The organism is Micromonospora sp. NPDC051296, assembly GCF_040682255.1.
Taxonomy (GTDB): domain Bacteria; phylum Actinomycetota; class Actinomycetes; order Mycobacteriales; family Micromonosporaceae; genus Micromonospora; species Micromonospora craterilacus.
In genome coordinates this window covers 1-8,881 of sequence record NZ_JBFBAO010000303.1, presented here as the reverse complement: position 1 = coordinate 8,881, position 8,881 = coordinate 1, and the positions used below count along the sequence as shown (strand labels likewise).

Here is an 8,881-nt window from a genome sequence, read left to right as displayed (position 1 = left end):
CCCTTTGCCCCTCCCCGCCGCCCTTCCTATCTGACCCCCCCGTACGCGGGCGGGGGGGCGCACCGTCAACGACGGTGCGCCCCACGTGTGTCCGGAGCCGGTCCGGTCCCGGGCTGGTCCGGAGTCAGCCCGGGTCGGGAAGGATTACGGAACGCTGACGTGGCTACCGGGCGGGCGCCCCGGTCGGAAACACTGGGTCGGTGAGCAGCACGACACCCCGGTTTGCCGCCCTCGCCGGCGTCACCGCCGCCGCGGCGGCCATCGGCACCGCCGAACTGGTTGCGGCGCTGACCGGCCCCCGTTCGTCGCCGCTGGTCGCGGTCGGCGGGCTGGTCGTGGACACCGCCCCCGAACCGGTCAAGCGGCTCGGCATCGCGCTGTTCGGCACGTACGACAAAATCGCCCTGCTGGTCGGGACGGCGCTGCTGCTCGGCGGCTTCGCCGCCCTGCTCGGGAGGTTGGCCGCCCGTCGGTTGGCGGTGGGCCTGGCCGGCATCGCGGCCTTCGCCGGGCTCGGCACGGCGGCGGCGCTGACCCGGGCCGGCGCGGATGTCGCCGACGCCCTGCCGTCGCTGATCGGGGCGGTGGTCGGCGGGGTGACGTTGTGGGCGTTCGTCGCCGGCCCGCTGGAACTCGACCCGTGGCCCTGGTCCCCACCCACCCCGATCCCGGCGACCGCCGGTGGCCCGGGCCGGCATGCCGGTTCTGGCGCGAGTGCGTCCGGCCGGAGTGAGTCCGGGCCGGCCGATCCGGGGTCGCGGCGGCGGTTCCTCACCGGCGTGGGCACGGTGCTCGGGGTGGCCGCCGTCGGCGGTGTCGCCGGGCGATGGTTGGCCGGCCGGCGTGGGGTGTCGGCCGCCCGCGAGGCGATCATCCTGCCCGCGCCGGTCTCCGCCGCGCGGCCGGTGCCGGCCGGGGCCGACCTGGCGCTGCCGGGCCTCGCCAGCTATGTCACCTCGAACCGGGGTTTCTACCGGATCGACACGGCGCTGGTGGTGCCGCAGGTGGACCCGGAGTCCTGGCGGCTGCGCATCCACGGCCGGGTCCGCAACCCGATCACGCTGAGCTACGCCGACCTGCTCGCCCGGCCGATGGTCGAGCGGTACGTCACGCTGGCCTGTGTCTCCAACGAGGTCGGCGGTGACCTGATCGGCAACGCGCGGTGGCTGGGCGTACCGATCCGGGAGCTGCTCGACGAGGCGGCGCCAGTGGACGGCGCCGACCAGGTGGTCGGGCGCTCGGTCGACGGCTGGACCTGCGGCACCCCGACCGCCGTGTTGCGCGACGGTCGGGACGCCCTGCTCGCCGTCGGGATGAACGGTGAGCCGCTACCGGTCGCGCACGGCTTTCCCGCCCGGATGGTGGTGCCCGGCCTGTACGGCTACGTGTCGGCGTGCAAGTGGATCACCGAGCTGGAGCTGACCAGCTTCGCCGACTTCGACGCGTACTGGGTGCCCCGAGGCTGGTCCGCCCAGGGGCCGGTGAAGACGCAGTCGCGGATCGACACGCCCCGGCCGCGCAACCGACCGGCCGCCGGCCCGGTCACCGTGGCCGGCGTCGCCTGGGCGCAGCATCGAGGCATCCGCCGGGTCGAGGTACGTGTCGACGGCGGCCCCTGGCAGGAGGCCGAGCTGGCCTCGACCATCTCGGTGGACACCTGGGTGCAGTGGTCGTGGCGGTGGCAGGCCAGCCCCGGCGAGCACACCCTCCAGGTGCGGGCGACGGACAGTACCGGCGAGACCCAGACCGGCCAGCGGCAGGACGTGGCCCCGGACGGCGCGACCGGCTGGCACACCGTCACCCTCACCGTCAGCTGACCCGATCCCACCGCCCGCCCCACGGCGGGCGTCGTCAGGCGACGTTGCGTTGGGTGGGGATCGTCGACTTGTGGGAACTGCCCAGCCGGCCCTCCAGCCGGGTGACGTCGACCCGGGTCTTCCGGCGGTCGGCGAGATCCTCCCAGCCGACCGCGAGCAGTCGCAGCCGTTCCGATTCCGTGAAGCCACCCCACACCCCGTACGGCTCCCGCACGGCCAGGGCGTGTGCGGCGCACTCGGCGCGGACCGGGCAGGCGCGGCAGACGGACTTGGCGGCGGATTCCCGGCGCAGCCGCGAGGAGCCGCGTTCGCCGTCGGGGTGGAAGAACTGGGCGCTGTCCCGGCCTCGGCAGGCGCCGAGCCGCTGCCACTCCCAGAGGTCGATGATGGGTCCGGGCAGTCTGCGTACGTTCGACATCAGCACCCCTCCTCTCGCGCGGCACCGCGAGATGCTTGTGGCCGGCTGTCCGGGCGGCGGGCCGCGCAGGCGCACCGTTCCCGGCCTGGCCCCTCGGTACCCGGACCGTGCTCAACTCACACGTCTTTGATCCAGAACCCCTGGCGACTTGCGGCATATGCCCTATCTGTCGGAAAAGTTGGGAGGATTGCCCGGAACCTCCTCCCGAGCCCACCCGGTCATGGTCTGCTCGTGTGCGGAGAGGAGATCACTGTGCGTACGGTTCTCGTGTGCGTTCGGACGCCGCTCGCGGCGCAGCACCTGACCTCCGCGGCGGCGCGGCTGGGACTGTCCGGTGCCGTCCGGACGGCCGTCTCCGATCCCGAGGTGATGCTGCGGTTGGCCGAGCGTCCCGCTGACGTGGTACTCGCCGACACGGCGCTCACCCGGCCCGACAGCGCCGGCTTCGTCCGCCGGGTGCTGGCCCGCGCGCCGCAGGCCGCCGTCCTGCTGCTCGGCGCGGAGGAGTCCGAGGCGGCGGCGGCGACCATAAGCGCCGGGGCACGAGGGCTGATCCAGGGCGTGGATCACGACCTGACCAGCGCGGTCGCCAAGGCGTTGCTGCTGCTGTCCGCGCCCGGCCGGGCCAGTCGGCACCGGATCGCGGATCCGGCCCGGGACGCTGCGGCGGTCGGCAGTCCGGTACGGCCGGCGCAGGGCGGCCGACCCGCCGGCGAGCCCGCACCGCCCTGGTCGGCCAACGGCGTCGACGCCTCGGGCGGCCCGGCGATGGTGCCGGCGCAGCGCGGCGACGACCCGGCCGAGCCGGATGCCGAGCCCGAGCCGGGCAAGGCCGCGCCGGCCCGGCCCGAACGGTCCGCGATCGGCCTCACCGAGCGGGAGTTGCAGGTGTTGCTCGGCATGGCCGAAGGCAAGAGCAACGCCGAGATCGGCCGCGAGTTGTTCGTCTCCGAGGACACCGTGAAGACCCACGCCCGGCGGCTGTTCCGCAAACTTGGCGCCCGCGACCGCGCGCACGCGGTGGCCGCCGGCTTCCGTGCCGGGCTCGTCGCCTGAGCCCGACGGCTGGACGGGCCCACGGGCTGGTTGCCTGAGCCCCTGGCCGGTCGGATGGGACGCCGGCCCGGCGGCCGGACGGAATGGGTCAGTTGCTGGCGTCGGCCTCGTCCTCGGTGCCCTCGCTGAGGGTGTCGTGCACGCCGTCGGCGTAGCCTCGGGCGTAGTCCCAGGTGACGTAGTGGTCGGGATCGGGGTCGTAGGCCGGCTCGTGCACCCGGGGACGCCCGGAGGTGAGCAGGTGGCGCAGGTTGCCCCGCAGCAGGTCCCAGTCGAAGTAGTGCGGCTCGCGGCAGTCCTCGCACTCGATGACGAGCCCGCGTACGCCGATCGGCGCGAGCAGCGCCTGGTAGATCTCCAGGTCGGCGAGGTCCTCCAGCACGTCCTGGCGCTCGACCTCGGTCAGCGGATCGAGCGGGGCCTCGCGGCCCGGGTCGTCCAGGTCGGCCGCCGGATCGGTCGGGTCGCCGGTGAACGGGTCGATGGGCTCGTCTTGCACCCCCTCACCGTAGACCCAAGCCCCCGCCGATGCCCGCCCCCCGTCGCGCAACCCGACGTCGCCGGGAGCGCCGGGAGCCCGCCGCCGTGCCGGGCGATGGGCGTCGGGAGCGCTCGGGTGTGACCGCCGCCGCCCGCACGCGCCGGACGCCGGTGTCACCCCGGCCACTGGGTACGATGGGGCTGACGCACCCTCGCCCGGCGTTGCCGGTGCCCGCCCGCGCCACCTCACTGAAGCCCGTTCGAACAGCTCAGGAGAGCAATCGTGGAGAATTCGCCCCGTACCAACCTTTCCGCCGGCGCCGAGGGTGGCGAGCTGGGCGGCCATCTGCCCGAGCTGCCCGCCGGCTCGGCGAGGGTGGTGCCGCTGGGGCTGACCTTTGACGACGTGCTGCTTCAGCCGGGCGAGTCGGACGTGGTGCCCAGCCGGGTCAACACCGTCACCCGGCTGACCCGTAACGTCACCCTCTCCATTCCGCTGCTGTCCAGCGCGATGGACACGGTGACCGAGGCGCGGATGGCGATCGCGATGGCCCGGCAGGGCGGCATCGGCGTACTGCACCGCAACCTCTCCGCGGAGGACCAGGCGCTCCAGGTCGACCTGGTGAAGCGCTCCGAGTCCGGCATGATCACCAACCCGGTGACCGCCAGCCCGGACGACACGCTGCGTGAGGTCGACCAGCTCTGCGGGCGCTACCGCATCTCCGGCGTGCCGGTGGTGGACGCCCAGGGGCAGCTCGTCGGCATCGTCACCAACCGGGACATGCGCTTCGTCTCCGACCCGGACACGAAGGTCCACGAGATCATGACCCGGGCCCCGCTGGTCACCGCACCGGTCGGGGTGAGCAAGGACGACGCGCTGGGCCTGCTGCGCCAGCACAAGGTCGAGAAGCTGCCGATCGTCGACGGCGCCGGCAAGCTGCGCGGCTTGATCACGGTCAAGGACTTCACCAAGAGCGAGCAGTACCCGAACGCCACCAAGGACGACGCGGGTCGGCTGCGGGTGGCGGCGGCGATCGGCGTCGGCGAGGACTCGTACAAGCGGGCCCGGACGCTGGTCGACGCGGGTGTCGACGTGCTCATCGTGGACACCGCCCACGGACACCAGCGGGCCGTGTTGGACATGGTCGGCCGGCTCAAGAAGGACGTGGCCATCGACATCGTCGGCGGCAACGTGGCCACCTACGCCGGCGCGAAGGCGCTGGTCGACGCCGGTGCCGACGGGGTGAAGGTCGGTGTGGGGCCGGGCGCCATCTGCACCACCCGGATCGTGGCCGGCGTCGGCGTGCCGCAGATCACGGCGATCATGGAGGCCGCGCGGGCGGCTCGCCCGGCCGGTGTGCCGGTGATCGGTGACGGCGGCATCCAGTACTCCGGCGACATCGCCAAGGCGCTGGTCGCCGGTGCCGACACGGTGATGCTCGGCAGTCTGCTGGCCGGTTGCGAGGAGAGCCCGGGCGAGCTGATCTTCGTCAACGGCAAGCAGTTCAAGGCGTACCGCGGGATGGGTTCGCTCGGTGCGATGCAGTCCCGCGGGCAGGCCAAGTCGTACTCCAAGGACCGTTACTTCCAGCAGGATGTGACCAGCGACGAGAAGCTGGTGCCGGAGGGCGTCGAGGGCCAGGTTCCGTACCGCGGGCCGCTGTCCCGGGTCGCCCACCAGTTGGTCGGCGGCCTGCGGCTGGCGATGGGGTACGCCGGTGCGGAGAGCATCTCCGAGCTGCACCAGCGTGGCCAGCTGATCCGGATCACTGCGGCCGGGCTCAAGGAGAGCCACCCGCACGACATCCAGATGACCGTCGAGGCACCCAACTACCACACCCGCTGACACCCCCCACCACCCCCGAACACACCTGGAGTCCCCCATGCGTGACGTGGTCGAGATCGGGCTGGGCAAGACCGCGCAGCGCGGCTACCACCTGGACGACATCGCGATCGTGCCGAGCCGCCGTACCCGGGACGTCGACGACGTCTCCACCGGCTGGCAGCTCGACGCGTACCAGTTCGGCATCCCCTGCGTCGGGCATCCCTCCGACGCGACGATGAGCCCGGCCTCGGCGGTTCGGCTCGGGCAGCTCGGTGGCCTCGGCGTGCTCAACGTCGAGGGGCTCTGGACCCGCTACGAGAACCCGACCAAGGTGCTGGAGGAGCTGGCCGGCCTGGACGAGGAGGCCCCCGCCACCAAGCGGCTCCAGGAGGTGTACGCCGAGCCGATCCGGCCGGATCTGATCACCGAGCGGGTCCGCGAGCTGCGTGACGGCGGTGGCACGGTGGCGGTGCGGGTCTCCCCGCAGCACACCCTGGCGCTGGCCCCGGTGATCCTCGACGCCGGCGTCGACATCCTGGTCATCCAGGGCACCATCGTCTCGGCCGAGCACGTCTCGACCACCGACGAGCCGCTCAACCTCAAGGAGTTCATCGCCGACCTGGATCTGCCGGTCATCGTCGGCGGCTGCACCGACTACAAGACGGCGCTGCACCTCATGCGGACCGGCGCGGCCGGCGTGATCGTCGGCATCGGTGGCGACGAGTGGTCCACCACCGAGTCCGTGCTCGGCATCCGGGTGCCGATGGCCACCGCGATCGCCGACGCCGCCGCGGCCCGGCGGGACTACCTGGACGAGACCGGCGGCCGGTACGTGCACCTGATCGCCGACGGCGACATCCGGACCTCCGGTGACATCGCCAAGGCGCTCGGCTGCGGCGCGGACGCGGTGATGCTCGGCGAGCCGCTCTCGCTGTGCGAGGAGGCGCCGGCCGGCGGGGCCTGGTGGCACTCGGCGGCCAGCCACCCGTCGCTGCCCCGAGGCGCGTTCGAGACCGCCGGCGAGCCCATCGGCTCGATGGAGCGTCTCCTCTTCGGCCCCGCCGACGAGCCCGACGGCCAGCTGAACCTGTTCGGCGGCCTCCGCCGCGCCATGGCCAAGTGCGGCTACCGGGACCTTAAGGAATTCCAGAAGGTCGGCCTCGTCCTCGACCGCTGACCCCCGGCCCACCGCTTAGCCACCCAGCACAACTCCATGATCGGCGGCGCGGGCGGCGGTAGTCTCGGCCGGGTGGATGGGGGTTTTGGGCGGCGGGGTCGGGCGGTCGCGGTGGCGGTGGTGGCTGCGGTTGCGCTGGTCAACTGCACTGGGGACCGGGATGCGCCGGATGCCGGAGGTTTTCGGGCGGGCAGTGTGGATCTCGACGATCCGTACGTGCCGGGCAGCGGCAACGGTGGGTACGACGTCGGCCACTACCGGCTGGCGGTGCGTTACGACCCGGCGGACGACCGGCTCACCGGCAAGGCCGAGGTCACCGCGACCGCGACCCAACCGCTGTCCCGGTTCAACCTCGACCTGGCCGGCCTGGACGTCAGCTCGGTCACCGTGGACGGTGCCCCGGCGAAACACCGGCACGCCGACGGCGAACTGGTCGTCACCCCGCGGCAGGGGCTCGGCTCGGGCAGCCGGTTCACCGTCGAGGTGGCGTACGCCGGTGTGCCCGCAGCGGTCGCCGACGGCGTGCTCGGCAGCGGCGGATTCCAGCACACCGACGACGGTGCGATCGCGCTCGGCCAGCCCCACTCGGCGGCGACCTGGTTCCCGGTCAACGACCACCCCTCCGACAAGGCCACCTACGACATCGAGGTGACCGTCCCCGACGGCCTCGCCGCGCTGAGCAACGGGGTGCCGGGGGAGCGGACCAGCGCCGACGGCTGGACCACCTGGCGCTGGGCCGAGCGGTCGCCGATGGCCAGCTACCTGACCACGCTGGTGATCGGGGACTACCGGGTGGAGACCGGCAGCCACGCCGGGAAGCCGCTGGTCACCGCCGTACCGGCCGGGCTGCCCGCCACCGGGGCGGAGGCCGCGTCGCTGGCCCGTACCGGCGAGATCGCCGACTTCCTGGCCGGCCGGTTCGGGCCGTACCCGTTCGAGGCGTACGGCGGCGTGGTGGTCGCCGACAACCGGATCGGGTACGCGCTGGAGACGCAGTCCCGGCCGGTCTACGGGCCGGGCTTCTTCCGTACCGGTGAGCCGAACTTCGGGGTGGTCGCCCACGAGCTGGCCCACCAGTGGTTCGGCAACAGCGTGGCGCTGGCCCGCTGGGGCGACATCTGGCTCAACGAGGGCTTCGCCAGCTACGCCGAGTGGCTGTGGGAGGAGCACGACGGCGGACGCAGCGCCCAGCGCAGTTTCGAGACCCAGTACGCGGCCACTGACTGGTCCCGACCCACCCTCGATCCCGGCCCCGGCCAGATGTTCAGTTCGGCCGTCTACAAGCGCGGGGCGCTGACCGTGCACGCGCTGCGCCGTACCGTGGGCGACGACGCCTTCTTCCAGATCCTGCGGGCGTGGACCACCGAGCGACGGGACGCCACCGCGACCACCGACGATTTCGTCGCCCTGGCCGAGCGGATCTCCGGGCGCTCGCTGGGCCCGTTCTTCGACACCTGGCTGACCGGCACCGCCCCGCCCGCCCTGCCCTGACCTCGGCCGCCTCCTCCGCCTGGCCACCCTCGGCCGGGACACATTCCGCCGCCACCGCCGTAATGACGTTCTCGCAATGATCATCCATCGGTAGGCTGCCGCCTGCGATCGATTCGAGGCTGGTCGCGATGGCCGACCGTCCGTCGGTCACCAACCCACGGGGAGAGGACAGACGATGACAGGTGGGCGGGTGCACCTGCGGCGGGGCGTGGCTCTGCTGCTGGTGGGGGCGCTGGGGCTGACCGGCTGCGAGTCGGCCGCGCCGGAGGAGACGGCGGCACCGTCGCCGTCGGCGGCGCCGAGCGAGTCGGCGTCGCCGGCACCGGACTTCAAGCCGGGCGCCGCGGGTGCCGGCGACCCCTACTTCCCCGGTTACGGCAACGGCGGCTACGACGTCGCCAGCTACACCGTGAAGGTTCGCTACGACCCGGCTAAGGACCACCTGAGCGGTGTCACGACGGTGCAGGCCAAGGCGACGGCCGACCTGTCGTCGTTCAACCTCGACCTGGCCCACCTGACGGTGAGCGCGGTGACCGTAGACGGTGCTCCGGCGGAACATAAGCAGGACAAGAACGAGCTGGTCATCGCACCGACCGGTGGCCTGGTGACGGGCCGGG

The 8,881-nt window shown here is 72.9% G+C and carries 7 protein-coding genes and 1 pseudogene; 6 read left to right on the top strand and 2 right to left on the bottom strand.

Annotation, left to right across the window (positions count from 1 at the left end; genetic code table 11):
- The first annotated feature begins 200 nt into the window (after positions 1-200).
- Entirely contained in the window at positions 201-1,817 is a 1,617-nt protein-coding gene (locus tag AB0M52_RS25755; protein WP_363958585.1) for a molybdopterin-dependent oxidoreductase, read from the top strand.
- 34 nt (positions 1,818-1,851) lie between these two features.
- Here the strand turns inward: AB0M52_RS25755 and AB0M52_RS25750 are convergent, their stop codons facing one another.
- Complete coding sequence (locus tag AB0M52_RS25750) at positions 1,852-2,235, bottom strand: WhiB family transcriptional regulator (RefSeq protein WP_363958582.1); 384 nt, start codon at positions 2,233-2,235, stop codon at positions 1,852-1,854.
- Positions 2,236-2,487: 252 nt separating this feature from the next.
- Between AB0M52_RS25750 and AB0M52_RS25745 the strand changes: the two genes are divergently transcribed.
- Positions 2,488-3,291, top strand: a complete 804-nt coding sequence (locus AB0M52_RS25745; RefSeq protein WP_363958579.1) for a helix-turn-helix transcriptional regulator — start codon at positions 2,488-2,490, stop codon at positions 3,289-3,291.
- 88 nt (positions 3,292-3,379) lie between these two features.
- Here AB0M52_RS25745 and AB0M52_RS25740 read toward each other — a convergent pair whose 3' ends face one another.
- The gene (locus tag AB0M52_RS25740) at positions 3,380-3,790 is read right to left on the bottom strand and encodes a DUF5319 domain-containing protein (RefSeq protein ID WP_111217995.1); all 411 of its coding nucleotides are present in this window, start codon (positions 3,788-3,790) and stop codon (positions 3,380-3,382) included.
- Positions 3,791-4,054: 264 nt separating this feature from the next.
- Between AB0M52_RS25740 and guaB the strand changes: the two genes are divergently transcribed.
- From guaB to AB0M52_RS25720, 4 genes and pseudogenes are all read left to right on the top strand, one after another.
- A complete protein-coding gene (gene guaB / locus AB0M52_RS25735; protein ID WP_363958576.1) occupies positions 4,055-5,617 on the top strand; it encodes an IMP dehydrogenase in 1,563 nt (520 codons plus the stop codon).
- 37 nt (positions 5,618-5,654) lie between these two features.
- Entirely contained in the window at positions 5,655-6,773 is a 1,119-nt protein-coding gene (locus AB0M52_RS25730; protein ID WP_363958573.1) for a GuaB3 family IMP dehydrogenase-related protein, read from the top strand.
- A gap of 120 nt (positions 6,774-6,893) precedes the next feature.
- A complete protein-coding gene (locus AB0M52_RS25725) occupies positions 6,894-8,264 on the top strand; it encodes a M1 family metallopeptidase (RefSeq protein WP_363958588.1) in 1,371 nt (456 codons plus the stop codon).
- A gap of 175 nt (positions 8,265-8,439) precedes the next feature.
- Positions 8,440-8,881: pseudogene (locus AB0M52_RS25720) on the top strand (M1 family peptidase); the annotation flags it as partial.

Excerpts from the sequence above, each read along its gene's own strand:
- AB0M52_RS25750 (WP_363958582.1), bottom strand. The coding sequence starts at position 2,235 with ATGTCGAACGTACGCAGACTGCCCGGACCCATCATCGACCTCTGGGAG.
- AB0M52_RS25730 (WP_363958573.1), top strand. The coding sequence starts at position 5,655 with ATGCGTGACGTGGTCGAGATCGGGCTGGGCAAGACCGCGCAGCGCGGC.